This is a genomic window from Piscinibacter sp. XHJ-5 (genome assembly GCF_029855045.1).
Taxonomy (GTDB): Bacteria; Pseudomonadota; Gammaproteobacteria; order Burkholderiales; family Burkholderiaceae_C; genus Albitalea.
Genome location: NZ_CP123228.1, coordinates 2,526,845 through 2,552,301, shown reverse-complemented (window position 1 = coordinate 2,552,301; position 25,457 = coordinate 2,526,845). Strand labels below are relative to the sequence as shown.

Annotated in this window: 22 protein-coding genes; 6 read left to right on the top strand and 16 right to left on the bottom strand. The window is 68.1% G+C overall.

Going from position 1 to position 25,457, the window contains the following annotated elements; translation table 11 throughout:
• Window positions 1–2 precede the first annotated feature (2 nt).
• From P7V53_RS11955 to P7V53_RS11945, 3 genes are all read right to left on the bottom strand, one after another.
• A complete protein-coding gene (locus tag P7V53_RS11955) occupies window positions 3–1,979 on the bottom strand; it encodes a M3 family metallopeptidase (RefSeq protein ID WP_280155694.1) in 1,977 nt (658 codons plus the stop codon).
• A 103-nt stretch (window positions 1,980–2,082) separates the two neighbouring features.
• On the bottom strand, window positions 2,083–3,984 hold the full coding sequence (locus tag P7V53_RS11950; protein WP_280155693.1) for a propionate--CoA ligase: 1,902 nt from the start codon (window positions 3,982–3,984) through the stop codon (window positions 2,083–2,085).
• Between the two features lie 10 nt (window positions 3,985–3,994).
• A complete protein-coding gene (locus tag P7V53_RS11945) occupies window positions 3,995–4,975 on the bottom strand; it encodes an MDR family oxidoreductase (protein WP_280155692.1) in 981 nt (326 codons plus the stop codon).
• Between the two features lie 101 nt (window positions 4,976–5,076).
• Between P7V53_RS11945 and P7V53_RS11940 the strand changes: the two genes are divergently transcribed.
• The 5 genes from P7V53_RS11940 (at window position 5,077) to glp (ending at window position 9,313) form a co-directional block, all read left to right on the top strand.
• Window positions 5,077–5,736 carry a C40 family peptidase gene (locus P7V53_RS11940; protein WP_280155691.1) on the top strand — a complete coding sequence of 220 codons (660 nt, stop codon included), beginning with the start codon at window positions 5,077–5,079 and terminating at the stop codon, window positions 5,734–5,736.
• A gap of 63 nt (window positions 5,737–5,799) precedes the next feature.
• Window positions 5,800–6,915, top strand: a complete 1,116-nt coding sequence (gene moaA, locus P7V53_RS11935; RefSeq protein WP_280155690.1) for a GTP 3',8-cyclase MoaA — start codon at window positions 5,800–5,802, stop codon at window positions 6,913–6,915.
• Window positions 6,915–7,523, top strand: a complete 609-nt coding sequence (gene mobA / locus P7V53_RS11930; RefSeq protein WP_280155689.1) for a molybdenum cofactor guanylyltransferase MobA — start codon at window positions 6,915–6,917, stop codon at window positions 7,521–7,523. Before moaA ends, mobA begins: the two co-directional genes overlap by 1 nt.
• Window positions 7,513–8,034 (top strand): N-acetyltransferase, encoded by a 522-nt coding sequence (locus tag P7V53_RS11925; protein ID WP_280155688.1) that lies wholly within the window; start codon window positions 7,513–7,515, stop codon window positions 8,032–8,034. Before mobA ends, P7V53_RS11925 begins: the two co-directional genes overlap by 11 nt.
• A gap of 1 nt (window position 8,035) precedes the next feature.
• Window positions 8,036–9,313: a gephyrin-like molybdotransferase Glp gene (gene glp, locus P7V53_RS11920; protein WP_280155687.1), complete on the top strand. Its 1,278-nt coding sequence runs from the start codon at window positions 8,036–8,038 to the stop codon at window positions 9,311–9,313.
• 71 nt (window positions 9,314–9,384) lie between these two features.
• On the opposite strand, the gene ppsA is transcribed toward glp, so the two are convergent.
• Window positions 9,385–11,784 (bottom strand): phosphoenolpyruvate synthase, encoded by a 2,400-nt coding sequence (gene ppsA, locus P7V53_RS11915; protein WP_280155686.1) that lies wholly within the window; start codon window positions 11,782–11,784, stop codon window positions 9,385–9,387.
• Window positions 11,785–12,116: 332 nt separating this feature from the next.
• On the opposite strand from ppsA, the gene P7V53_RS11910 reads away from it, so the two are divergent.
• Complete coding sequence (locus P7V53_RS11910) at window positions 12,117–12,938, top strand: pyruvate, water dikinase regulatory protein (protein WP_280156496.1); 822 nt, start codon at window positions 12,117–12,119, stop codon at window positions 12,936–12,938.
• Between the two features lie 25 nt (window positions 12,939–12,963).
• Here P7V53_RS11910 and P7V53_RS11905 read toward each other — a convergent pair whose 3' ends face one another.
• From P7V53_RS11905 to P7V53_RS11850, 12 genes are read right to left on the bottom strand one after another with little or no spacing between them, the layout of a single operon-like run.
• Window positions 12,964–14,208, bottom strand: coding sequence for a LytR C-terminal domain-containing protein (locus tag P7V53_RS11905; RefSeq protein ID WP_280155685.1), 1,245 nt, complete (start codon window positions 14,206–14,208; stop codon window positions 12,964–12,966).
• Between the two features lie 11 nt (window positions 14,209–14,219).
• Window positions 14,220–15,164 (bottom strand): type II secretion system F family protein, encoded by a 945-nt coding sequence (locus P7V53_RS11900; protein WP_280155684.1) that lies wholly within the window; start codon window positions 15,162–15,164, stop codon window positions 14,220–14,222.
• An 18-nt stretch (window positions 15,165–15,182) separates the two neighbouring features.
• A complete protein-coding gene (locus P7V53_RS11895; protein ID WP_280155683.1) occupies window positions 15,183–16,151 on the bottom strand; it encodes a type II secretion system F family protein in 969 nt (322 codons plus the stop codon).
• 34 nt (window positions 16,152–16,185) lie between these two features.
• Window positions 16,186–17,541, bottom strand: coding sequence for a CpaF family protein (locus P7V53_RS11890; RefSeq protein ID WP_280155682.1), 1,356 nt, complete (start codon window positions 17,539–17,541; stop codon window positions 16,186–16,188).
• Between the two features lie 19 nt (window positions 17,542–17,560).
• Entirely contained in the window at window positions 17,561–18,742 is a 1,182-nt protein-coding gene (locus tag P7V53_RS11885; RefSeq protein WP_280155681.1) for an AAA family ATPase, read from the bottom strand.
• Window positions 18,743–18,755: 13 nt separating this feature from the next.
• Window positions 18,756–19,202, bottom strand: a complete 447-nt coding sequence (locus tag P7V53_RS11880; RefSeq protein WP_280155680.1) for a TadE/TadG family type IV pilus assembly protein — start codon at window positions 19,200–19,202, stop codon at window positions 18,756–18,758.
• The gene (locus P7V53_RS11875; protein WP_280155679.1) at window positions 19,199–19,696 is read right to left on the bottom strand and encodes a TadE/TadG family type IV pilus assembly protein; all 498 of its coding nucleotides are present in this window, start codon (window positions 19,694–19,696) and stop codon (window positions 19,199–19,201) included. The genes P7V53_RS11880 and P7V53_RS11875 overlap by 4 nt, the downstream gene beginning before the upstream one ends.
• 10 nt (window positions 19,697–19,706) lie before the next feature.
• Entirely contained in the window at window positions 19,707–21,026 is a 1,320-nt protein-coding gene (locus tag P7V53_RS11870; protein ID WP_280155678.1) for a pilus assembly protein TadG-related protein, read from the bottom strand.
• An 8-nt stretch (window positions 21,027–21,034) separates the two neighbouring features.
• The gene (locus P7V53_RS11865; RefSeq protein WP_280155677.1) at window positions 21,035–21,322 is read right to left on the bottom strand and encodes a hypothetical protein; all 288 of its coding nucleotides are present in this window, start codon (window positions 21,320–21,322) and stop codon (window positions 21,035–21,037) included.
• Window positions 21,319–23,145: a pilus assembly protein N-terminal domain-containing protein gene (locus P7V53_RS11860; protein ID WP_280155676.1), complete on the bottom strand. Its 1,827-nt coding sequence runs from the start codon at window positions 23,143–23,145 to the stop codon at window positions 21,319–21,321. The genes P7V53_RS11865 and P7V53_RS11860 overlap by 4 nt, the downstream gene beginning before the upstream one ends.
• A 35-nt stretch (window positions 23,146–23,180) precedes the next feature.
• Window positions 23,181–24,044 carry a Flp pilus assembly protein CpaB gene (cpaB, locus tag P7V53_RS11855; RefSeq protein WP_280155675.1) on the bottom strand — a complete coding sequence of 288 codons (864 nt, stop codon included), beginning with the start codon at window positions 24,042–24,044 and terminating at the stop codon, window positions 23,181–23,183.
• 48 nt (window positions 24,045–24,092) lie between these two features.
• Complete coding sequence (locus P7V53_RS11850) at window positions 24,093–25,445, bottom strand: ATP-binding protein (protein WP_280155674.1); 1,353 nt, start codon at window positions 25,443–25,445, stop codon at window positions 24,093–24,095.
• Window positions 25,446–25,457 lie beyond the last annotated feature (12 nt).

The following is a 25,457-nucleotide window of genomic DNA, read 5'->3' as shown; positions in this document are numbered from 1 at the left end:
GGCTATCGCCTGAGCCAGTCGAAGAACGCCTTCGAATTTGCGTCGCGACCCAGGAAGTCGCGCACCAGCTGCTTGGGCGGCTTCTGGCTGCCCTGCGCCAGCACGGTCTGCCGATAGCGCATGCCGACCGCCGGGTCGAGGCGGTCGGCCTCGAAGGCGGTCCTGAGGTCGAGCGCCACGACCTTGCTCCACAAGTACCCGTAGTAGCCGGCTGCATACCCGCCGGCGACGTGGGTAAAGGACGCCGGCCCCTTGCTGCCCGAGACATGGCCCAGCGGCGTCGCGGTCTCCATGCGGGCCCACAGCGCCATGGGCTCGGGCGCGTCGGCGGCGTGCAGGGCCAGGTCGAAGCTGGCGTAGAAATGCTGGCGCCCTTCCTTGATGCCCTTGCTGTAGTCGCGCGCCACCAGCGCCTTGTCGATCATGTCGTCGGGCACCGGCTTGCAGCTCGGACACACCTCGGTGAAGACTTTCAGCACCCGCTTGTCGTAGACCCAGTCTTCGAGCATCTGCGAAGGTGCCTCGACGAAGTCGCGCAGCGTCGTCGTGCCGCCTTGCGCCGAGTAGCGGGTTGCCGAGAGGTTGTTGTGCAGCGCGTGGCCCAGCTCGTGCAGCAGCGTTTCCAGCTCGTCGAGCGACAAGCCCTTGCGGTCGAGATTGACCACCAGCGCGGCCTGCGGCACTCGTCCGATGCGCGTGGCCCCGTTGCGGTAGCTGAACACCGCCGCATGCTTGTACTTGCCGTCGCGCGGGTACAGGTCGACGTACAGCGTCGCCAGCGCCTTGCCGCTCTTCGCGTCGGAGACCGCGTACGCCTGCACGTCCTCGTGCCACATCTTCTTGCCGACGCGTTGGTAGCGGATGCCCAGCATGCGCTCGGCCACCTTCATGACGAACGCGAGGCTTTCCTGCGGGGGAAAGTACGGCCGGAAGGCGTCCTGGTCCACGGTGTAGCGGTCGCGGCGCACGCGCTCGGTGTAGAACGGCACGTCCCAGCGATCGATGGTCGTCGCATCGAGCGGCGTGCCGAGGTGCTGTGCCTTCGCCTGGCGCAGCTCGGCCAGGTCGCGCACCTCGCGCTCGGTGAGCACCGCCTTCACTTCGTCGAGGAAGCGCTGCGTGTTCGCGGTGTTCTCCGCCATGCGTCGGCGCAGCTTGAAGTCGGCGTAGCTCGCGAAGCCGAACAGCTGCGCGTACTCGCGCCGCAGCTGCGCGAGCTCGGCCAGCAGCTTGAGGTTGGCGTCACCGCCTTGCACGCTGCGCGCGCGCCACATGCGCTCGCGGGTGGCGGCCCGCTCGGCACGCTCCATCACGGGGAAGTAGATCGGATAGTCGAGCCCGAGCAGCACCTGGCCTTCGGCGTCGCGCGGCGCGTTCTTCCACACGTTTTCCGGCACGCCGGCCAGCTCGTCGACCTTGTACGGCACCTTGGTCGTGTCGTCGCGCACGTTCTTGTTGAACTGCTGGCCCAGCTCAGTGATGCGATCGTTGATCTGCTTGGCGCGCGGCCGTTTGTCGACCGGCAGCCCGATGCCGGCGTCCTCGAAGCCTTCGAGTGTCGACTTCATGAACTCGCGATCGATCGCATCGAGTGGCTTCACCTTCTGTGCCGTGCGATAGAGCTTTTCGTTCAGGCCCATCGTCGAAAAGAAGTCCTGCCAGCGCAGCACGCAGGCCTGCGCCGCGTCGCGGATGGCCTTGTCGGGATGGACGTTCTCCATCAGGTACATCGGGCCGGAGACGTCCTCGAGATAGGCGTTGAGATCGTCCGATGCCGCCGCCCAGCGGCCGTCGGGAGCATGCCGCTCCAGGCGCGCGAGACGCGCTTGAGCGCCCGCGAGGTCGCGGTCGCACGCATCCTTGACGGTCTTCACATCGGCGAACGAAGGAAAGGCCGGGCCCGGCAGGGACGGCGCAGCCGCCGCCGGGATGGCCGCGAGCATCGCCGCGGCGAAGGCGAAGACATGGTGGGTGTGCATCGGGCGATTGTGCCGGCTGGTCCGCGACGCGGACAGTCGGGTTGGGCCCGTGGCGCATGACCTTGCGACGAAACGCCGGATTCGGGTGCTGAACCGCGGCGGCTCAGGCGCGCGGGGCAACCAGGTCCCTCACCTGCTGCAGCGCCGCCGGGTCCTCGATGGTCGTCAGGTCGCCGGGATCGCGCTGCTCGCACACCGCCTGGATGGCGCGCCGCAGCAGCTTGCCCGAGCGTGTCTTGGGCAGCACGCTGACCACGTGAACCCGCGAGGGTCGCGCGACCGACCCGAGCTGCTGGTCGACCGTCTTCATGATTTCGCCTTCGAGTCGCAGCCGCGCCGCTTCGTCGACCAGCCCGCTTGCATCCTTGGCGACGACGAAGGCCATCGCGACCTGCCCCTTCAGCGCGTCGGCGACGCCGACCACCGCGACCTCTGCGACGTTGGGATGGCTGGAGATGCTCTCCTCGATCTCGCGCGTGCCCAGGCGATGGCCCGCGACGTTGATGACGTCGTCGGTGCGCCCCAGGATGAAGTAGTAGCCGTCCTCGTCGCGAATGCCCCAGTCAAAGGTGCTGTAGACCAGCTTGCCCGGGATGCTCTGCCAATAGGTCTTGACGAAGCGCTCATCGTCGCGCCACACCGTCTGCATGCACCCCGGCGGGAGCGGGCCCTCGATGGCGACAACGCCCTTTTGATGCGCGCCCTTCAGCTCCTCGCCGGTGTGCTCGTCGAGCAGCTTCACGTCGTAGCCGTACATCGGCACACCGGGACTGCCGAGCTTGCCCGGCGCGCGCTCGACGCCGTTGGCGATGGTCAGGATGGGCCAGCCGGTCTCGGTCTGCCAGTAGTTGTCGACGACCGGCTTGCCGAGCTCTTCGGCGATCCAGCGGGCGGTGGTCTCGTCGAGTGGCTCGCCGGCGAGGAACAGCGCCCGCAGCGAGCCGAGATCGTGCTGTCGCAGGTGCTTGGGGTCGTGCTTCTTCAGCACCCGCACCGCCGTCGGCGCGCTGAACATCGCCGTCACGCGGTACTTCTCGACCAGGCTCCACCAGACCGCTGCATCGGGCCGGATCGGCAAGCCTTCGTAGAGGATGGTCGCCATGCCGGCGATCAGCGGCCCGTACACGATGTAGCTGTGTCCGACGACCCAGCCGATGTCGCTGGTGGAGAAGTACGTTTCGCCGGCGTTGCCCTGAAAGATGTGCTTCATGCTGGCGGCGAGCGCGACCGCATAGCCGCCGGTGTCGCGCTGCACGCCCTTGGGCCTGCCGGTCGTGCCGCTGGTGTACAGCGTGTAGCTCGGGTGGGTGGCCTCGACCCAGGCGCAGGGCACCTGCGCCTCGAGATGGCGCTGGCGCAGTGCCGCGTAGTCCTCGTCGCGGCCCGCGACGAGTTCCATGGGAGCCAGGCCGCGGTCGACCAGCAGCACCTTCTTCGGCGGCTGGCTCGACAGGCGGATCGCCTCGTCCAGCAGCGGCTTGTAGGCGATGACCTTGCCCGCCCGGCTGCCGGCGTCGGCGCTGACGATCACGGTGGGCTGCGCATCGTCGATGCGGCTTGCCAGGCTTACGCTCGCGAAGCCGCCGAACACCACCGAGTGGATCGCGCCCACGCGCACGCACGCCAGCATCGCGAACACCGCCTGCGGAATCATGGGCATGTAGATCAGCACGCGATCGCCCTGCCTCACGCCGAGCGACTGCAGCACGGCGGCCATGCGCTGAACCTCGGCGTGCAGTTCCCGGAAACTGTAGGTGCGTTCCTCGCCGGTCTCGCTCGAGGCGTAGATCAGCGCGCGTTGATCGGCCCGCTGCGCGAGATGCCGGTCGACGGCGTTGTGGCACAGGTTGGTCTGTCCTCCGATGAACCAGCGGGCGAACGGCGGGTGGCTGTAGTCGCACACCTGCTCGAAGGGCCGATGCCAGTCGATGAGCTGTGCCTGCTCGGCCCAAAAGCCTTCGCGGTCGCTGATGGAGCGTCGATGGAACTCGGCGTAGCGTGTCATGGGAGCCTCCTCATCGAATGTCGACGACGATCCGGCCGCGAACCTTGCCCTCGATCAAGGCCTGTGCCTGCGGCACGACGCCGTCGAGCTGGATGTCCTGCGTCATCGATTCGAGCTGGCCGGGATCCAGATCCCGGGCAAGCCGCTGCCAGGCCTCACGTCGCAGGCCGGGCGGCGCCACCACGCTGTCCACGCCGGCGAGCGTCACGCCGCGCAAGATGAATGGCAGCACGGTTGCTGGCAGGTCCGTACCCTGGGCCAGCCCACATGCGGCGACCACACCGCCATAGCGTGTCTGGGCCAGCGCATTCGCCAAGGTGTGGCTGCCGACTGCATCGATCACTGCCGTCCAGCGCTCTTTCTGGAACGGCTTTCCCGGCGTGGCCAGCTCCGACCGGTCGATCACGGTCGAAGCGCCCAGCGCGCGCAGATAGTCCCCTTCGGCCGCCTTGCCGGTCGCGGCGACCACCCGATGTCCCAGGCGGCTCAGCAACGCCGTCGCCACGCTGCCGACTCCCCCCGTCGCGCCGGTGACCAGCACCTCGCCGTCGCCCGGCTGCACGCGATGCCGCTCGAGCGCCAGCACGCACAGCATCGCGGTGTAGCCGGCAGTCCCAATGGCCATCGCCTGGCGCGGCGTGAACGCGTCGGGCAGCGCGACAAGCCATTCACCCTTGAGGCGCGCCTTCTCCGCCAGGCATCCCCAATGCACTTCGCCCACGCCCCAGCCGTTGTGGATGACCCGGTCGCCGGGCTTCCAGCCAGGATGGCTGCTCTCGATCACCGTGCCGGCGCCGTCGATGCCGGCCACCATGGGCCAGGCGCGGACGACCGGGCCCTTGTTGGTGATCGCGAGCGCGTCCTTGTAGTTGATGGTCGAGTGGCTGACGGCCACCAGCACGTCACCCGCGGGAAGCTGGGTTTCGTCGACCGCGCGGACGGCAGCGCGAAACCCGGCATCAGACTTTTCGAGCATCAAGGCCTTGAACATCGCGCACTCCTTCTCGATCCGACGTTAACTCATTGTCACCATTGGTTTTTCAAGCGTTCCTCCGATTGACTACGGCTGTTCGCATCCGTATCCTGCGCGCGATGCGCGATTCCCGCCTGCCAGCCCATCCGACCCGCGCGGCCATCGCCGCGCTGGCGCTGCTGCTGGCACTCCCCGCGGCGCGCGCCGCGCCCGAGATGCCCGGGCCCGAAGCCTTCACCCGCTTCCTGGCCGAACGAGGCCTGATCCCGGCGGAGCCGGCCGCCCCGCGCCTGGCCGAGCGGGTGCGCGACAAGGCCTCAGACGTCGTGCTGACGGCGATGAACTTTCTCGGCGTGCACTATCGCCGTGGTGGTTCGAGCGTCGACGCCGGCTTCGATTGCAGTGGCTTCACCCGCCATATCGTGGAGACCAGTCTGGGGCTGGTGCTGCCGCGCCGCGCGGATGAGCAGGCCAGCGCACCGGGTCTGGTCCGCATCCCTCGCGAGGAGCTGAAGCCGGGCGATCTGGTGTTCTTCAACACGCTGAAGCGCACTTTCTCTCACGTCGGCATCTATGTGGGCGAAGGCAAGTTCATCCATGCGCCGCGTCCGGGCGGAGAGGTCCGCGTCGAGGACATGGGCTTCGCATACTGGCGCAAGCGCTTCACGGGAGCCCGCCGGCTGGAGCCGCTGGCACAGGCGGCTGCCGTGCCGGCCGCCCCGACCGCCCCGCCCTCCCCGGCGCCGGTCTTCCAGGACACCGCCACGCGCGACCTCTGAACAGGCGTCCGGGGGCCGACCCTTGGTCCCGCGCCGCCGCCGCCGCGCGGGCACAATCGAGGGATGGCCGAGAAAGTCATTCCGCTCGCCGACCAGCGCTACGCCGCCGCCGTGCCGTTCATCCCGCCGCAACCGCTGGCGCCCACCGGCCTGGTCACCGACCGCCTCACGCGGCCGCTGCGGGACCTGCGCATCTCGGTCACCGACCGCTGCAATTTCCGCTGCGGCTACTGCATGCCGAAGGAGGTGTTCGACAAGAACTACCAGTTCCTGCCGCATGCCTCGCTGCTCAGCTTCGAGGAAATCACGCGCGTCGCCCGCCTCTTCGTCGCACATGGCGTGCACAAGATCCGGCTCACAGGCGGGGAGCCCCTGCTGCGCAAGAACCTCGAGACGCTGGTCGAGATGCTGGCGGCGCTGCGCACCGTAGAAGGCACACCGCTCGACCTCACGCTGACCACCAATGGCTCGGTGCTGGCGAGAAAGGCCCAGGCCTTGAAGGACGCAGGCCTGCAGCGCGTGACCGTGAGCCTGGACGCCCTCGACGACGGCATCTTCCGCCGCATGAACGACGCCGACTTCCCGGTCGCCGACGTGCTGCACGGCATCGAGGCGGCCGAGCGCGTCGGCCTCGGGCCGATCAAGGTCAACATGGTCGTCAAGCGCGGCACCAACGACGGCGAAATCGTCCCGATGGCTCGCCACTTCAGGGGCACGCCCATCGTGCTGCGCTTCATCGAGTTCATGGATGTCGGCGCAACCAATGGGTGGCGCATGGACGAAGTGATGCCGTCGAGCGAGGTGCTGCGACGAATCGGGGAGGTGTTCCCGCTCGAGCCCCTGCAGGCGCACACCAGCGGCGAAACCGCCGAGCGCTGGCGCTATCGGGACGGCGGCGGAGAGATCGGTGTCATCTCCAGCGTCACGCAGGCGTTCTGCCACGACTGCAACCGCGCCCGGCTGTCCACGGAGGGCAAGCTGTTTCTCTGCCTGTTCGCCACACACGGCCACGACCTGCGCGCGCTGTTGCGCAGCGGTTGCAGCGACCTGCAGATCTCCGCCGCCGTCGCGCACATCTGGCAGCGCCGCGACGACCGCTACTCCGAGCTGCGCGGCGCGCTCGCACCGGATGCAGGCCCCGGCGAGCGGCGCGTCGAGATGCACTACATAGGCGGCTGATGGCAATCGAGCGCGAAGACATCACCGGACTCATCCTCGCCGGCGGACGCGGCAGCCGCATGGGTGGCGTCGACAAGGGCCTGCAGAGCCACCACGGATTGCCGCTCGCGATGCATGCGCTGATGCGGCTGGCGCCCCAGGTGGGGCACGTGATGATCAATGCCAATCGCAATCTCGGCGCCTACGAGGCGTTCGGCGTGCCGGTGTGGCCCGATGCCCTGCCCGACTACCCCGGTCCGCTCGCCGGCTTCCTGGCCGGCCTGGAGCGCTGCGAAACCGGCTACCTCGTCACCGTGCCGTGCGACACGCCTCACTTCCCCGACGACCTCGTGGCGCGCCTGGCCGATGGGCTGATCGCCGGGGATGCCGAGATCGCGATGGCCGCCAGTCATGGCGCCGAAGGTGTTCAGGTGCAGCCGGTGTTCTGCCTGATGAAGACGACCTTGATGGAAAGCCTGGTGCGCTTCACCACCGCCGGCCAGCGCAAGATCGACCGCTGGACCGCGCAGCACCGCTGCGTGGAGGTGGTGTTCGAGGACGAGCTCGCATTCTTCAACGCCAACACCAACGACGAGCTGCGGCAGTTGCAGCAGCGCCATGCACGCTGAGCCGCTGATCCGCGCGCTGGAAGCGGCCGACCTGGCGGCCTACAAGGCCTTGCGCGACGAGATGCTCGAGCTGCATCCCGAAGCCTTCACCTCCGATGCCCCGACGGAACGCGCCAGGTCTGCGGCGGCCTATCTGCCGCGACTGGGTCTCGACCGGGCCGACGGCGGCCAGTTCACGCTCGGCGCCTGGCACGGCGACACGCTGGTGGGCGCCCTGACCTGCGAATGCGACAAGCGCATCAAGGTCCGGCACATCGGACATGTGGTCGGCATGATGGTGCACCCGCAGGCGCGCGGCCGGGGCATCGGAAGCGCGCTGCTCGCCGCATGCATCGCGCGAGCGCGCAGCTCGTCCGGCATGGAGATGCTGACGCTGACGGTGACCTCGTCGAACCGTCCCGCCGTAGCCCTCTACGAGGGGGCGGGCTTTCGTCGCTATGGCCGGCTCGAGCATGCGATCAAATTGGGCGACACCTACCACGACAAGGACTTGATGGTCCTCCACTTCTGACATGCCGACGCTCGACGAAATCGCCTCCTGCATCAGCGGCTACGACCCGCAGGCCCTGCCGGTCGCCCAGGCGCAGGACTTCATCGCGCGGCTGGTGCCTTCCGTCGACACGGTGGAGAGCGTGCCCATCCGCTCGGCGCTGGGTCGCGTGCTCGCTCGTGACATCGTCTCGGCGATCAACGTGCCGGCACACGACAACTCGGCGATGGACGGCTACGCGCTGCGCGGCGGCGATCTGCTGGTCGATGCGCCCACGGCGCTGGACGTGGTCGGCACCGGCTTTGCCGGCGGTGCCGCCAGCGGGGACGTGCTCGCGGGGCAATGCCTGCGCATCATGACCGGCGCCGTCATGCCCGCCGGGCTCGACACCGTCGTGCCGCAGGAGTTCGTGCAGGAGGAGGAAGGCAAGGTCGTCATACCGCCCGGCATCGTTCGTCCGGGCGACAACCGCCGGCTGGCCGGCGAGGACCTCGCCGCCGGTGAAGCGGCGCTGCGTGCCGGACGCGTGCTGCGTCCGGCCGACATCGGGATGCTGGCCTCGCTCGGCCAGGCCGAAGTGCCGGTGCGCCGACGTCTGCGGGTCGCGTTCTTCTCCACCGGCGACGAACTGCGCTCCGTCGGCGAGACGCTCGACGAAGGCTGCGTCTACGACAGCAACCGCTACACGCTGTGGTCGATGCTGCAGCGGCTGAACGTCGACGTGACCGACATGGGCGTCGTGCGCGACGAGCCGCAGGCGCTCGAGGCCGCCTTCCGCGGCGCCGCGCAATGCGCGGATGCGGTGATCACCTCGGGCGGCGTCAGCGTCGGCGAGGCCGATCACACCAAGCAGGTGATGGCGCAGCTGGGCGACGTGCTGTTCTGGCGCATCGCGATGCGACCCGGCCGCCCGATGGCCATCGGCCGCATCGAAAGCGGCGGCCGCAGCGCCATCCTGTTCGGCCTGCCCGGCAATCCGGTCGCGGTGATGGTCACCTTCTACGCGTTCGTGCGCGATGCACTCATGCAGATGGCCGGCGCGGCGCGCGAACCCTTGCCGATGCTGCGCGCCGCGAGCGTCAAGCCGCTGCGCAAGAAACCCGGCCGCACCGAGTACCAGCGCGGCATCGTCGGCCGTGCTGCCGATGGCTCATGGCTGGTCTCGATCACCGGCTCGCAGGGATCCGGAATCCTGCGCAGCATGAGCGAGGCGAATGGTCTGGTGGTGCTGCATCACGAGCAGGGAAGCGTCGCGGCCGGCGAGCTGGTGGATGTGCTGCCGTTCGATGGCCTGATCTGAGCACGGTCGGGGTTGCGCTGCGCTTCACCCCAGGCTGCGTGCAGCCCGGGTGATCGCTCGCGCTGAGGCCGTCAGCGCTTCGCCAGCCGCTGCCAGGTTTCCACCACGGAGTCGGGATTCAGCGAGATCGACACGATCCCTTCCTGCGCCAGCCAGTCCGCGAAGTCCGGATGATCACTGGGGCCCTGCCCGCAGATCCCGACGTACTTGCCGACCGCACGGCAAGCCGCGATGGCGCGCGAGATCATGGCCTTCACCGCCGGGTCGCGCTCGTCGAAGTCGCGCGCCAGCAGCTCGAGTCCCGAGTCGCGATCGAGACCCAGCGTGAGCTGGGTCAGGTCGTTGGAGCCGATCGACATGCCGTCGAAGTGCTCGAGGAACTGCTCGGCGAGGATGGCGTTGCTGGGCACTTCGCACATCATGATGACGCGCAGATCGTCCTGGCCGCGCTTGAGCCCCTTCTCGCCCAGCATCTCGATCACACGCTGCGCCTGCCCCAGCGTGCGCACGAACGGCACCATGATCTCGACGTTGGTCAGGCCCATGTCGTTGCGCACCCGCTTGAGTGCATCGCACTCCATCGCGAACGCTTCGCCGAAGGCTTCGCTGATGTAGCGCGACGCACCGCGAAAGCCCAGCATGGGGTTCTCTTCCTCGGGCTCGTAGCGCGAGCCGCCGATCAGCTTGCGGTACTCGTTGCTCTTGAAGTCGGACAGTCGCACGATGACCGGCTTGGGCCAGAACGCCGCGGCGATCGTCGCCACGCCTTCGGCCAGCTTGTCGACGTAGAACGCACGCGGCGACGCATGGCCGCGCGCCACCGACTCGACCGCCTTCTTCAGGTCCTGGTCGACGTTGGGGTAGTCGAGGATGGCCTTGGGGTGCACGCCGATGTTGTTGTTGATGATGAACTCGAGCCGCGCCAGCCCGACGCCGGAGTTCGGCATCTGTGCGAAGTCGAATGCGAGCTGCGGATTGCCCACGTTCATCATGATCTTCACCGGGCAGTACGGCAGCTCGCCACGCTGCACGTCGGTGACCTCGGTCTCCAGCAAGCCGTCGTAGATGTAGCCGGTGTCGCCTTCGGAGCAGGCAACCGTGACGAGCGCGCCTTCCTTGAGCGAATCGGTCGCGTCGCCGCAACCCACCACGGCCGGAATGCCCAGCTCGCGCGCGATGATGGCCGCGTGGCAGGTGCGCCCGCCTCGGTTGGTGACGATGGCCGAGGCGCGCTTCATCACCGGCTCCCAGTTCGGGTCGGTCATGTCGGTGACGAGCACGTCGCCGGCCTGCACGGAATCCATGTCGGCGATGCTGTGCACGATGCGCACCGGCCCGGTCCCGATCTTCTGGCCAATCGCGCGCCCCTCGGCGAGCACCGTGCCGCTGCCCTTGAGCTTGAAGCGCTGCTCGCTCTTGCCTTCGCCCTGGCTCTTCACCGTCTCCGGCCGCGCCTGCAAAATGTAGAGCCGGCCGTCGCTGCCGTCCTTGCCCCACTCGATGTCCATGGGACGGCCGTAGTGCTGCTCGATGATCAGCGCGTAACGGGCGAGCTCGGTGACGTCGGCATCGCTGAGCGAGTAGCGGTTTCGCAGCTCGGGCGCGGTGTCGACCGTCTGCACGAGCTTGCCGCTGGCCTTCTTCTCGGCGGGACTGGCGAACTCCATCTTGATCAGCTTGGAGCCGAGGTTGCGCCGGATGATGGGCAGCTTGCCGTTCTTGAGCGCCGGCTTGTGCACGTAGAACTCGTCCGGGTTCACCGCGCCCTGCACCACCGTCTCGCCCAGCCCATAGCTCGAGGTGATGAAGACGACGTCCTTGAAGCCGCTCTCGGTGTCGATGGTGAACATCACGCCGGCCGCGCCGAGATCGGACCTGACCATGCGCTGCACGCCCGCCGAGAGCGCCACGTCCGCATGGGCGAAGCCCTTGTGCACCCGATAGCTGATCGCCCGGTCGTTGTAGAGGGAGGCGAAGACTTCCTTCATCTTGGCCAGGACTTCCTCGATGCCGACGACGTTGAGGAAGGTCTCCTGCTGCCCGGCGAAGCTCGCGTCCGGCAGGTCTTCGGCAGTGGCCGACGAGCGCACCGCGAACGAAGCGCCGGGGTTGCCGGCGGTCAGCTTCTCGAATTGCGTCTCGATCGCCCGCTGCAGTTCGGCCGGAAACGGGGTCTGCTCGACCCACTGCCGGATCTGCGCGCCGGCATCGGCCAGCGCGCGCACGTCGTCGGTGTTCAGCGCGGCCAGGCGGGCGTTGATGCGCTCGGCCAGACCGTCATGCCTGAGGAAGAGCCGGAAGGCGTGGGCCGTCGTCGCGAAGCCTCCTGGCACACGAACGCCGGAGGCGGCCAACTGGCTGATCATTTCGCCGAGCGAGGCGTTCTTGCCGCCGACCGACTCGACGTCGGTCATTCTCAGCTGCTCGAATGGAACGACCAGGGCGGTCGCCTCAACGCTGGATGAAGACATGGGAAAGCTCCGAGAGGTTGGAAAGCCGGGGCTCCCGCGTCGTACGGGCCCGATGCGTTCGCCGGCGCCGCCGGGGCGCCGAAGCTGCGAACGTGGACCCACCCCTGTGTTCTGGATTCTGGTGGGGGGATGGGACGCATGGGCAAACGAAAATCGCGAGGCGTTGGAGCCGATTCTAGGCCCTGGCACAGGGATTTCCCTGGCACCCGGTGGGCGCGATGCCCCTCGAAGACGCAGGGGCATGGATCGCACGCGAGTGAAGTCCCGCACGGGCCCGCGCACCACCCTGCGCCTATGATCGTCGCGTGAACGCCCTGCCCCCCGCCACCGCCATGCCGAGCTGCACCGTGTTCTTCGTGTCGGACGGCACGGGCATCACGGCCGAAACCTTCGGCAACTCCATCCTCAACCAGTTCGCCACCAAGCCGCGGCACGTGCGTCGGCCGTTCATCGACACGGCCGACAAGGCGCACCAGGTGGTGCGCGAGATCAATCACACCGCCGATGTCGAAGGCCGCCGGCCGATCGTCTTCATCACGCTGGTCGACCGCGAGGTGCTCGCCATCGTGAAGGACCTGTCCAAGGGTCTGGTGCTCGACATGTTCAACACCTTCATCGAGCCGCTGGAGGCCGAGTTCGGCATGACGTCGAACCACCGCGTCGGCCGTTTCTCGGACATCGCGAAGAGCAAGGAGTACACCGACCGCATCGAGGCGATCAACTTCTCGCTCGCGCACGATGACGGGCAGTCGGCGAAGAACCTCGACACCGCCGACGTGATCCTCGTCGGCGTGAGCCGCAGCGGCAAGACGCCCACCTCGCTGTACCTCGCGATGCAGCACGGGGTGAAGGCTGCCAACTATCCGCTGATCCCCGAGGATTTCGAGCGCGGAAGGCTGCCCACGCCGCTGATGCCGCACAAGAAGAAGTGCTTCGGCCTGACGATCGATCCCGAACGGCTCAACCAGATCCGCAACGAGCGGCGCCCCGGCAGCAAATATGCCGACCTCGACAACTGCCGCTACGAAGTGCGCGAGGCCGAGCACATGATGCGGCGCGAAGGCATCGCGTGGCTGTCGTCGACCCACAAGTCCATCGAAGAGATCGCGACCACGATCCTGCGTGACATTCGGCCCGATCGGCTCATGTACTGAGCCGACGGCGCGGCTGCCGGGTCATTCACCGGCCCGCGGCGGCCACGCGCTCAGGCGGCGGGCAGGCATCCCAGGCGGCGCAGACCGGTTGCCTGCGGGCATCGTGACCGATCACGACCTTCAGATCGGCGCGCATGCTCTCGGCACGCGCCATCACGAGTTCGGCATCGAGCGGCATGCGCCGCGCCAACTCGCGCGCCGCCTCGGCCTGTCCCGCCTTGTACATGACCACGGTTCGCTCGATCTTGTACGGCGGGAGATTGGCCAGGCGGCCGCCCTGCACCCCGTGCTCGTTCAGCCAACGACGCACGCGCGAGGCGAGCCCGGTGGCGCCGTTGCCGTTGACCAGTTCGATCCGCACCCCCTCCATCGACACCGGAGGCGGCGTGCCGAATGACGGCGCTTCGCCGGTCGCCTCGTGCGGGGCTGGCGTTGGGGCCTGCTGCGCCGCCGCCGGCGGCGCCGCGGCAATCACCGCGGCGTCGGTCTGCGGTGCCGGCAGGGACGGCACGGTGACTGCAGCGCCCGTGTCGGCTGCCGGCACCGTTGCCGTCACCGCTGCCGGCGCCGGCACCACGTCCGTCCGCGCCTTGGCTTGCTGCACCGCCGCCGTGGCCGCGGGTGCCTCGTGGACGCCTTCCTGCGCCAGCTGCTGGGAGATTTCGGCGAGGTTTCTCGACGCCAGCACATGCGAAGGATCCACGGCGAGGGCCAGGCGGAACATCGGCATCGCTTCAGCGGCACGGCCGGCCAGCAGCAAGGCGTAGCCCAGGTTGTTGAGCATCGGAGCGCTGGCGGGCGACAGCACGACGGCGCGCCGCAGCGCGGCCACGGCCGGCTCCAGCTGCCCGTGCCGGGCCAGGGCCAGCCCGAGGGCATGCTGAACGTCGGCATCGTCCGGTGCGGCGAGTGCGGCGCGACGGTAGGCCTGCAGCGCCTGCGCGACACGCGACTCGCCCTCGTACTGCCGCGCCATGGCGAGGTACGCGGCCGCTGCATTGGGTGCGCCGCCATGGTCCAGCTGATAGGCCGGCTCGATTCGCCAGCCCGTCGGCGCGACCGAGGCGCACCCCAGCAGGGCGGCGCTCACGCTCAAGGCGAGCACGCCCAGGCCGGGACGCGCCATCGCCGTCTCGCGACGCCGCGAGATCGTCGTGCGTGCACGAGGATGCTCGACGGCGCCTGGCAGCGTTGCCGCGGACCCCGCATCAGGGGCGCAGAACGCGGCCGGATCGCTGAGCTGTCTTGCCACTCCGGACGTCATCTTCATCACTTGTCTCCTTACGGCTGGCCACCCATGGTGGGAAGCAGGATGCGCGACACCTGGATCACGGCCGGGCCCATGAGGACCACGAGCAGCGAAGGGAAGATGCAGAAGATCAGCGGAAAGAGCAGCTTCAGCGAGATCTTCGCCGCAGCCTCCTCGGCGCGCTGGCGACGCCGCGTGCGCAGCATGTCCGAATGCACGCGCAGCGACGCAGCGATGCTCGTGCCGAAGCGCTCGGCCTGGCTGACCATCGTGACGAATGCGCCCACCTCCTCCACGCCGGTGCGGATCGCCAGGTTGCGCAGCGCCCGCTCGCGGTCCGCGCCCGCGCGCAGCTCGAGGTTCACGAGGCGGAATTCCTCGGCCAGCGCCGGGCTCTTCAGGCCCATGTCTTCCGCGACGCGAGACAGTGCGGCTTCCGTGCCCAGGCCCGCTTCGACGCACACCGTCATCAGGTCGAGCGCATCGGGGAAGGCCTCGAAGATCTCCCGCTGCCGCGTCCTCACCATGCGCGCAAGGATCACGTTCGGCGCGTAGTAGCCGAGCGTGGCCACGATCAGCAGGACGAACAGCAGGTTGTTGCCCTTGGGCATCGAGGCGCTGAGCACCATGCCGGCGTAAGCCACGATCGGCAGCCCGATGGTCAGGACCGTCTTGATGCCGAAGAACGCCGCGGGGGCGTTCGGGTTGCGCATGCCCGCGTGGGAGAAGCGCAGCTTGAGGTTGGATTTCTCGAAGCCTTCCTCGGGCGCCGCCAGCCGGCTGACGGGACGCGTCATGTCGGCCACCCAGCGCAGCCAGCGCTGACCCGCCGAGGCCGCCGCGGGTTCGGGCGCGTGATCCAGCGTGCGCAGCCGCTGCTGCGCCGCGCTGGGCCGCAACATCATGACGGCGCCGAGCACGGCGCTCATCACGAGGACGAACACGCCAGCCAGGAAGATCAGTTGAGCGAGTGTCATGGCAAGGTCCCTGTCACATCAGACTCGGATCGCGATGATGTTCTTCATCCACAGCATGCCCATCATCATCATGAAGAGCGCGAGGCCGACCATCTTGTGGCCCGTGGGGTCGGTCCACAGCACCGACATGAATTCCGGGTTGGTCAGGTTGACGACGACGGCCACGCCGAAGGGCAACGCGGTCAGCACCTGGGCCGACATCCGGCCTTCCGCCGACAGCGTTCGAACCTCGCCCAGCAGCTTCAGCCGCGCCCGCACGATGCCCGAGATGTTTTCCAGCAGCTCGGCGAGATTGCCGCCCGACTCGCGCTGGATCAGCACCGCGACGACGAAGTAGCTGACGTCGGGCAGCGGCACGCGCTGTGCCAGGCGGCTCATCGCCTCGTTCGCGGGCACGCCATAGTTCATCTCGTCGAACAGAATGCGGAAGTCGCGGCCCAGCGGTTCCGGGACCTCTTCTCCCACGAGCTTGACCGCCGTCGGAAACGCATGGCCGGCGCGCATGGCGCGGCACATCAGGTCGAGCGCCTCGGGGAACTGGCTCTCGAACAGCTTGATCCGCTTGTTGCGCAATCGGCTCATGCGCCACCACGGCGCGACCGCGAACGCGAAGCCGACCGCCAGGCCGAAGACCTTCGGCTTGCCGAGCAGGCCGGGCAGGAGCAGGCCGAGCGTACCCAGACCGGCCGACAGCAGCAGCAGCTCGCCGGCGGACACCGTCGTGCCGCAGGCATGGACCCAGCGCGTCAATCGCTCGCCGACCCGGCCGCGCTCGATCAAGGACTGGAACCACTGGAAGCGGACAGATCGTTGGGCCCGCTCGATGGCCACGTCGGACGGCGAATCGCCACTCAAGGCGGCAAGTCGATCGGCGATCCGGCGTGCCTGCGAACCGTGCTTGGAGGCCCACAGGTTGAACAGGCCTTCCAGTGCCATGACGACGGCAAGGAAGCCCAGAAGCGAGAACAGGAGCATCGTGGAGTTCATCTCGGCGCCTCGTGATGTGCTTGCGGCCGACGCGTCAGACCGGACGCCGCTGCGGGGTGAAGATGGTCTCGGCGATCTGGACCCCGCGCGTGGTCATGCGCTCCCAGAAGCGCGGCCGCACGCCGGTGGCGCTGAAGTAGCCCTCCACCTTGCCCTGTGCGTTCACGCCGGTCTGCTTGAACGTGAAGATCTCCTGCATGGTGATCGTGTCGCCCTCCATGCCGGTCACTTCCTGGATGCTCGTGATCTTGCGAGTGCCGTCGGCGAGGCGCGACGCCTGCACGATGACGCCGATCGCCGAGGCGATCTGGGCCCGCGCAGCCTTCGCCGGCAGGTCCACACCGGCCATGGCGATCATGCTTTCGACCCGGGCCAGCGCATCGCGCGGCGTGTTGGCGTGCACGGTGGTCATCGAGCCGTCATGGCCGGTGTTCATCGCCTGCAGCATGTCCAGCGCCTCCGAGCCGCGCGTCTCGCCGAGGATGATGCGGTCGGGCCGCATGCGCAGTGCATTGCGCACCAGGGCGCGCTGCGACACCTCGCCGCGTCCTTCGATGTTGGGCGGGCGCGTCTCCAGCCGGACCACGTGCGGCTGCTGCAGCTGGAGCTCGGCCGCGTCCTCGATCGTCACGACCCGCTCGCTGTGCGGGATCGACCCGCTCAGGATGTTGAGCAGCGTCGTCTTGCCCGAGCCCGTGCCGCCCGAGATGAGAATGTTGATCTTGGCCGTCGCCAGGCCGCTGATGAAGGCCGCCATCTCCTCGGTCATCGACTTGTACTCGATGAGGTTGGCCACCTTGAGCGGGATCTTGGCGAATCGCCGGATCGACACGACGGGCCCGTCGATCGCCAGCGGCGGGATGATGGCGTTGACACGCGACCCGTCGGGCAGCCGGGCATCGACCATCGGGCTCGACTCGTCGACGCGCCGGCCCATGCGCGAGACGATCTTGTCGATGATCTTCATCAGGTGGTCGTCGTCGACGAACGTCACCTCGGTGAGTTCGAGCATGCCGCGACGCTCGACGTACACCTGCTTGTGCGTGTTGATCAGGATGTCGGACACGGCCGGATCGGCGAGCAGCGGCTCGATGGGGCCCAGGCCGAGCATCTCGTACTGGATGTCGCGCACCAGGTTGCGCCGCTCGACTGCGTTGAGAACCAGGTTCTCCTCGGTGAGCAGGCGCTCCACCATCTGTCGAAGCTCTTCCTTCAGTCGCTCCTGGTTCAGGCTCTCCATGGCCTCGAGGTCGATCCGCTGCAGCAACAGCTGGTGGATCTTGACCTTGACGGTCTGATACGCGCGCAGGTCGGTCGGCGCGCTGTCGGCAATCTCCGCCGGCGCGGCAAACCCTGTCGGCGCCGCTCCCAAACGTTCACGCAGGCTCATGAATCACTCCTGAAGACAATCAGTGCGCGTTGCCGCGGAACAGGCTCGACAGCCAGCGGCCGGAGCGAGGAGAGGAGGCAGCCGGCTCGATCGTCTCGGCCAGTTCCCGCAGTGCACGCGTGATGTGGCTGGCGGGCGCCAGGCGGCCGACCGGCACGCCCTGGTTGACCGAAGAGGCCACCACGTCGTACTGGTTCGGCAGCGTGGCCAGCTCCTCGACGCCCAGGGTGCGCTTCAGGTCGTCGAGCGAGATCTCGCTGCCCTTCTGGTGGCGGTTCACGAGCCACTGCACCTTGTTGGCGTTGTAGTCGAGCGAGCGGAAGACTTCACGCAGGCGCTTGCCGTCTCGGATGAACGGCAAGGTCAGCTGCAGCACCACGTAGATGCGCTGACAGGCATCGAGCGCGCGCAGCGTCACCGAGTTGATGGTGCGGCCGATGTCGATGACGACATAGTCGAACATGGTGCTGGCCAGCGTCAGCACCGCCTTCACGTGCTCGGGCGTGACGTCGGCCGCCTGCGCGGGATCGTCCGGGGCCGGCAGCACCCACAGTCCCGGCGCCGCCTGCGTCATCGCCGACTGGAGCAGGTCGCGGTCCAGGCGATGGACGTTGCGCGCGACTTCGGCGAAGTTGCTCGACGCGCGCTCGTTGGTCACGAACAGCGCCGCATCGCCGAACTGCAGGTTCAAGTCGATGAGCGCGACCCGACGCTCGCCGTTGCGGGCCAGCAGGTGCGCCAGGTTCGCCGCGACGAAGGTGGCCCCGCTGCCGCCCTTGCACGAGACGAAGCCGAGCAGCTCGCCGTTGCTCGAAGCGCCCGGCGCCGACGCGAAAGGCAGGCGCTTGCGCGCCAGCCTTTCCACCGCGGCCGCGACGGCCTCGCCCTCTGCCGGCGCGGGCAAGACTTCGCGCACGCCGGCGCGCATCGCGCGCAGCAGCGAATCGGAGGAGAGGTCGCCCGCGATCAGCAGGAAGTCGATGTCGGGGTCGGCGTTGGCCAGCCTCTCGAGCGCGTCGAGGTCGCGTGCGGAGGCCGCCTCCGCGATGACCAGATCCGGCCGACTGCCGTTGACCAGCGCGTTGACCTGGTGCAACGACTGGCCGTAGGCAACGACGTCGTAGCTGCGTTCAGCACGCTGCAACGCTGCTGTCCATGCTTCGGCGTGCGCTGGGACAGGAGTGACGATGCGGATCTTCATGGTGCGGCTGATCTCAAGAGCAGACAGGGTTGCCGGTGCTTTCCATCCATTCGCGACGCTGCGTGGTGACGAATGGCGGCAGGGTCAGGGTCCCCATGGACACGAACGGGATGATCGGCGTGTAGGTGAAGCCGGTGAGCGACACCTCGATCGCCTGGCAATTGGCGGTCGTGCAGGTGTTGGGCGCCATGCCCGGGCTGAGGTACCTGATGGTGATGTTGGCGTTGGTCAGGGACGGCAGCATCTCCCGTATCCGCGTCTTGATCTCGGGGTCGTTGAGGTCGCATACCGCGGCCAGCCGAGCGCCGCGACGCGTCGCTTCGACCGCCGCATTCCAGGTCCAGAGCAGCCGTCCCATCTCGATGGCACCCATGAGCAGCATGCAGAAGATCGCGAAGACCAGCGCGAACTCGACCGCGGCGGCTCCGCGCTGGCCTCGGCGGCTTGAACGGGTGCTCATAGCTGCGCCCTCATCGTGCACGAGATGGAGTTGAAGTTGAGGCTCGGGAACACGAAGCTCACGAGCGAGCTGAACGTATAGGCCGTGGCAGGCGCGCCGATCGAGATCGACACGAGGTTCACGGTGCCCAAGCCGGTGGCCACGCCCTGGTGCGTGGCAGGGCAGGCCACCGGATCGCACACCGAAACGTTCGACACGGTCAGCCCGGGCGCCAACGCAGGCGCGGTGCACGTGGTGTTGCCGTACACCGCCAGGCAGGCGGCCTGGTTCTGGACCGTCACGTCGCCCGAGCCGTGCTGGGACAGGTAGCGCGTGGCATCGCGCACCGTCTTGTCGAGCGTGTTGTAGGTGTAGATCGCGCGGCCGATCTCGGTGGCGCCGAAGGTGATCAGCACCAGCGGCATCAGCAGCAGCGCCAGTTCGACAGCCGCCACGCCGCGCGTGCTGCGGCCGCCGGCATGCCGGTCACGCAAGGGGGTGAGGCGACGGCGCATGGTCCTCGACCTATTGCACCAGGGTGGGCACGAGCGGCCCTTCGGAGCTTGCGTTGCCCGCCACGCCCGACGAGGCACAGGGACTGCCGGCCTGGTTGGACAGACCCAGGAACTCGAACTTCGAGATGACGTTGTTGCCGACCCGATCGTAGGGGTCGAGCAGCATCATGCAGGCATAGCCGCGTATGGGTGCATGCTGCCCCGAGGTGAATCCGGTGCAGTCGACCACCGACACGACCACCAGCCGCCGATCGGCCCCGGTCTGGTGCTGGGCCACGCTGGAGTTCGAGTAGCCGCCGCCAGGGACATAGGCTGACTGCGTCGCCGAGAAGGCGGTGCGCGCCGACTTGAAGTTCTGCATGCCCGCCACGCTTCCGCCATAGGCATCGCGCCCCAGCGTCCAGGTGTCGCTGCGGTACGAGTAGCCGGTGAAGTCCATCGGCGAGTTGGTCGCGCTGTAGCTGCCCTTGTACAGGCCGAAGCGGGTGTTGTAGGCCTGCTCCATGGAGCTGATCTGCCCGTTCTCGCCGACGCAGCCGGGATCCGTCGAGGGGCCGCTGCCGGAACACGAGCCGGTGATCGGGGACGGGAGATTGCACTGGCCCGAGCCGGCCATCATGCACGCCAGCTCCTGCGCGCCGCCACCCGAGCAGCCCGGCGTCGGCGATCCAGGGTCGAAGTCGATCCAGCGGAAGTTGCCGGTGTAGCTGGCCTGGCTGCCGCCGCCGGTGGCCGAGAAGTCCAGGCCATACCAGTCGCCGACCGTGTAGCCGAAGTTGTTCGCCGCCGTGCCGCCCGGCTTGACGCACAGGGCCATCGGCACGGCGCAGTTGGTCTGCGAGGGTGCGAGCGAAGCCGTGGCCGCGGCGCGCACGGTCTGGTTGCCGGCGCCCACCACCTGCATGAGGTAGGGGACGATGTTGGTCTGCTGGATCGTGCAGCGGACGTACTTGGAGTTGCCTGCGGGCCCCGCCGCTGCGGTCATCCACGGGCTGCCGGCCGCCAGCGAGGTGCCGAACTCGACGGTCGTGTTGGCGCTCGCGATGCCGCCGTTCTGAAAGTCCACCTTGTTCTTCTGGGCGACCGCCTGGCCGGCCGCCTCGGCCCGGTTGAACGCCACGGGGGCGATCGCCGGCGCATCGGTCAACTCGTAGGCGGCTGCCAGCGCGCAGGCATCCGCGCCGTTCTGCAGTTCGGTCTTGATCAGATAGAGGTGACCGCCGTCGACGGCGAGCCCGAGAAAGCCCAGCAGCACCGCCATCGAAAGCGCCACGATGACTGCGATCGCGCCGCCCTGTGCCCGCTTTCCCGTGGAATGCACGAGTCTCATGCTGCCGCCTACTTGCCGCCGCCGATGCCGATGTTGATGACGGTCGTCTGCGGCGGCGCCGTGTAGGTCTCGACGTAGCGATCGTGAGCCTCACGCGCGGCCCGCCCGTCCTGCTTCACCACGGCAGCGGCGTTGCGCTTGCCCGCATTCGGATCGATGAGCTGCTGCGAGCGCAACCCGCGCGCCGCATCGCCGAACACGCTGTCGTACCCCGGCGATGCCGACGCCGCACAGCCCTGGAGCACCAGGCCCACGAGCCCGGCCACGATCACTGAACCACGATGACGCAGTGTCATTTGCGTTCTCCCTTCGTTTGCAGATCGAACCCGCCACCGGCGGATGCGGAACCCGGGACCGGTGCAGCGGCCGGCACGCCGGCATCGGCGGCAGGCAGGCGCCCCTCGGACTTGCCCTCGAGGATCAATTCGCGCCGGGTCGGGGGCACGTAGTTGTCGGTCGGCAGGCGGTAGTCGGAAGGCAGCGGCTTGACCAGCCGCGGCGTGATCACGAACACCAGTTCGGAGCGGTCGGTCTGGAACTCGGTGCTGCGAAACAGCGCGCCGAGGACCGGAACCTCGCCGAGGAACGGGAAGGCCTTGATGTTGGTCGTGGTGTTGTTCTTGATCAGACCGCCGATCGCGAAGCTCTGGCCATCCATCAGCTGCACGGTGGTCTCGGCCATGCGGGAGGTGAACGACGGCAGGACCGCCGTGCCCCCGATCCCGGTGATCGTGATGCCGGCCGCATTCAGCTCCGACACCTCGGGCTTGACCTTGAGGTTGATGCGACCGCCCCCGAGCACCGTCGGCGTGAACTTGACGGACACCCCGAACAGTTTCTCCTCCAGCGTCACGGTGCGACCGCCGTTGTCCGTGTTCGAAGACACGGGAATGAAGATCTTGCCGCCCGCCAGGAAGCTGCCGGTCTGACCGCTGATCGCCATCACCGACGGTTCCGCCAGCACCTTCACCAGGCCGTCGGTCTTCTGCATGTTGAGGGCGACATTGGTGACGCCGCGCCCGGGGACCGTGCCGTAGGTCGTGGTGTAGACCGGCCGGCCGTTCATGTCGTACGTCACGGTCACGTTGCCGGCGGTGACCCCGCTGTTCGTGACGCCGTTGCCGAAGGCACCGTTCACGCTGCCTCCGACCACCGCGTCCACCGAGCTCAACGGCACGCCCTTGTTCGTGCCGGTGATCTGTCCAGTCACCGCGGACGTGCCACCGAAGACGCCGGACAGGAAGCGGACCAGCGAGCCGTCGCCCGGGACATAGGCGCGGGAGAAGTCGATGCCGAACTGGTCGAGCAGGTTCTTCGAGACCTCGGCCACCTTGACCTCGAGCATGACCTGCGAAGGCGCGCCCACTTCCAGCATGTTGACGATGCGCGGGTTGCGCGCCGGGCCGCCGGTGCCTGCGCTTTCGCCGCCGCGCAGATAGGCGTTGGCGAGCTCGGTGACGCGGGCCAGCGCCTCGGTATCGCTCACCGTTCCCCTGAGCACGAGCGAGTCGAAGGCCGTGCTGACCTTTACCTCCTTCTCATCAGGAAGCAACTGGGCGATCGCCGTCTGCAGGGCCAGCGCGTCCATTCCGACGGCCACGTTCAGCATCGTGCAACGCCCGCCCTCGTGCACCAGCACGACGTTGGTGGACCCGATGCTCTTGCCGGTGAAGTACACGTCGGTGGGACTGAGCAGCTGGATGTCGACTTCGCCGACACCGGGTCGAACGCTGACCGCCTGCGTCTCCATGGGCCTTGCACCGCCCGAGGCGGCTGTCAACTGCTGCTGGCCCCGCTTGCCCTCGGCCGCGTCGCCGACATCGGCGCGGCCGCCTCCCGGCACGCCGATGCCCGACGATGCATTGCCCGCAATGATGCGCACCACGGGCCGCCTGGTCGGGAGTGACCGCGTCTTGCCGACCGAGAGCGCAATGGGCTCCGGGGTCTCCACTTCGCTGCAGGGAAGCAGCGGTGCAGCAGGTGCCGCGACGACGGCGCGAGCGGGCGGCTTCGCAGGCTGTGCGGCCTTCGTCGCCTGCGCGTGGACCGCCAAGGTCGTCACCGCCAGTGCGACTGCGAGCGCTGCCCGGGACAGCGCGGGACCGGAAACACGAGCCATGTTCAATCTCCCAACATGTTTGTGGCTTGCATGGATCAGAAGCATTCGGTGACGCGGTTCATGCCGCGGATGACCTCGACGCACGTGAGCTGACGCTGAATCACCGGCTCGGCGGCCGCAGCCTCCGTGCGCGGCGCGACCCGGCGTGCCACGACGGGACGCGGTGCGGGGGCAGCGGAGGCCGCAGCCGCGACCGGCTTCAATCCCAGCAGCTGGGCCTTGGTGGCTCCGCTGGTGTCGGCCATCTTCGATTCGGTCTGGTTGCGCAGCACGAGCGAGAGCGTGCCGACACTGCGCGCCAGGTCCAGCACTTCGGCCTGGCCCGGCGTGAGTTCCAGCGTCACCGCACTCACCACCTTGGGCTTGGTGTTGTCGCGATCGGCTTCCTGCGCGATGGCGAGCACGAGGATGCGCTCGAGCACGATCTTGGAGACGGTCCGGTCGCGATCGCTGCGCTGGCCGCCCTCCTCCTGCGTGTTGACCATGATGTCCACGAACGTGCCGGGCAGGGCGAATCCGGCCACGCCCACCACGTCGTTGACGCGCACCGTCATCGCGCGCTTGCCTTCCGGCACCACCGCCGACAGGCCGCCCTTGGTGCCTTCAGGGGCAAGTCGCGAATCGAGGATGGGCTCGCCGCGGTGCACCGACGAGGTGACGACGCGCCCCTCGAGCTTGGCCAGGTCGGTGAACGCGCCGGGGGGCATGCTCGACTGCGGCCACTCGACCAGACGAACCATGTCGGCCGTCAGACGGGAGCCGAGCTCGACCTCCGCGGCCGCCACGGCGATGCGGCCGCGATCGCCTCCTTGCTCCTGCATCCAGCGCGCGGCCATCAACATGGCTGCCAGTCCGGCAGCAACGGCGATCAGCAGCATCAGCAGTCCACGCGATTTCATTCTTGGCTCCTTCGACTACGGTGTCTCGCTTGCATAACGTCGCCGCCCTCAGGGACGGCCTTCCCCTGACTGCGGGGAATCGGACCGGGGGGTCGCGAAGTACACGCCCCATGCCCATTCGAGCAGCGGACCTGCATCGTTGCGGTCCGCCCCCAGGTAGGTCGCGCGGCTGACCACCAGATTGATCAGGTCGCGCGGATAGCAGGCGAAGGTCGGACGCTGCCCGTCGCGCCGGTGCAGCTGCATCAGGCGCTCGAAGCCGTCGTCCCTGAAACCCACGCGCGCTGCCGTGCAGATGCCCTCGAACACCTTGCGGTAGTCGTCCATGCCGAGCGCGCGAACCTCGACCTTCTGCCCCATGCGGCGAAGGAACGCGGAATCGTCCAGGTCCTGCGGTCTCAGATTGCTGCAGAAGACGAGCACCATGTTGAACGGGATCGAGAACTTGCCGCCCGTGCGCAGCATCAGGTAGTCCTCACCCCGTTCCATCGGCACAATCCAGCGATTCATGAGCGCACCTGGCGTGACAACTTGCCTGCCCAGGTCGTCGACGATGAACAAGCCGTTGTTGGCCTTGAAGTGCGGCGGCGCTTCGTAGTACCCGGCGCGCGCGTCGAAGCTCAGGTCGAGCATCTCGAGCGTGAGCTCGCCGCCGGCCATGACGCAGGGTCGCTCGCACATGATCCAGCGCGCATCGGGGCGGGCGCGACTGTCGATGCCCGCCTGCGGCGCATCGCCAGCGGACCACGGCTTGTGCCAGTGTTCATCGAACACACGGATCACCTCGCCATGCACGCAGATGGCATGGGGCACGGCGATCGAGCCGCGCAGCAGCTGGCGCATGCGCTCGGCCAGGTACGTCTTGCCCGAGCCGGGCGAGCCATACAGAAGCATCGGGCGGCCCGAGTTGATCGCGATGCCCATCTGGTCCTGCAGATCGTTCGGCACGACGACGTCCGCGAACGCAGCGCGCACATCGGCCTCGGTGACGCGCAGCGCCGTGGCCGACTGCTGGCGCACCCGCTTGATGTAGGCCTCCAGGGGCACGGGCGCCGGGCCGACGTAGGAACTGCGCGCCAGCCAGTCGGCCGCGCGGGCACGTCCGCCGGCCGTCAGGTCGAACTGCAGGTCGGCCTCGTTCTGCCCGCGGCGGCTGATCTCGAGAATGGATTCGCGCCGCATGAACTGGCACACCGCCTCGACCACCGAGCCCGAGAGGGACAGGGTCTGCGACAGCTCGACCAGGCGCGTCAGACCACGCTGGAACATCGCCTTGGCGACGAGCTCGATCAGGAAGGTCTGCGACAGGCCGGTTTCCTCGACGGTTTGCGGCGCGCGCGGTGGCGCTTCTGGTCCTGGGCTCGGGCCGTTCGAGGCGGCCGGGAACATCAGCAGTGTCATGGCGTGGATTTC